1 protein-coding gene is annotated in these 932 nt (G+C 30.8%); it reads left to right on the forward strand.

Features of this window, described 5'->3' with window-relative positions:
- Positions 1 to 830: 830 nt before the first annotated feature.
- The coding region (locus FUA24_RS07955; RefSeq protein WP_262713606.1) for a S4 domain-containing protein at positions 831 to 932 on the forward strand (102 nt) is incomplete at its 3' end.

Consider the following 932-nt stretch of genomic DNA (forward strand, 5'->3'; position numbering starts at 1 on the left):
CGAATAGCTTGGTAGATCTGTTCTGGCTTCTTGAAAATACGCTAAACCTGAAGGTATAAACATAACTCCCATTCCTGGATTATTGAAGTTAACTGTACCATCGCCATTATCAACATATCCGTTAGCAACGTTAAACATAGGGAATACTCGTCTCCAAGCAGGTATTAAATCTATTAATCCAAAATACGTATCTGGGGTTGTTTTGCTATCAAAAGCATCAGTTATATCGTTTAAATTATCATCTAAAGTATAGCCTTGGTAAGTTGTTAAAATATTATCGGCAAAACTAGGTTTAAAATCACCACCTCCTTCGTTTAAAACCAATACATAAAATTCATAATCTGTATCTGCAAAAGTGGTTTTTCTAGAAACTCCAACGGCGTCTTTTAATAATGTATAACCATTAGGTACAGTTTCTCCGGTGGCTAGTGGTAAAATTACTAAGTCTGAAATACTTGCATTTGCATTGTTTTCAAAAACATCAGAATTGTAATAATGTGTTTCTAAAAACTCTATTAAAGAATTATTATCAATAACTTGTTGTTCATTTCTATCTCTAATAACTATTTCAANNNNTCTAATAACTATTTCAACATCAGTAGTTCCATCATCGTCGTTTCCGCAAGAAAACATACATAATGCCACACAAAAAATTAACAGGCTTATTTTTTCTAATTTCATAAACAATTTTATTTTCAACTTAAATTAGTAAGTATAACAACGCATAATTTGTATTTAAATACATTATATTATGTGTATTTTTGACGCGCAAGATACAATTTTAATACAATCTTGCACAATAACATTAACGTAGTTTTAGTAATAATTATATGCGAATTGACAAGTATTTATGGTGTGTTAGGTATTACAAAACCCGATCATTGGCAACAACAGCTTGCAAAAAGGGACACGTACGTGTAAACCAAGATGTT

It is taken from the genome of Seonamhaeicola marinus (genome assembly GCF_008085455.1).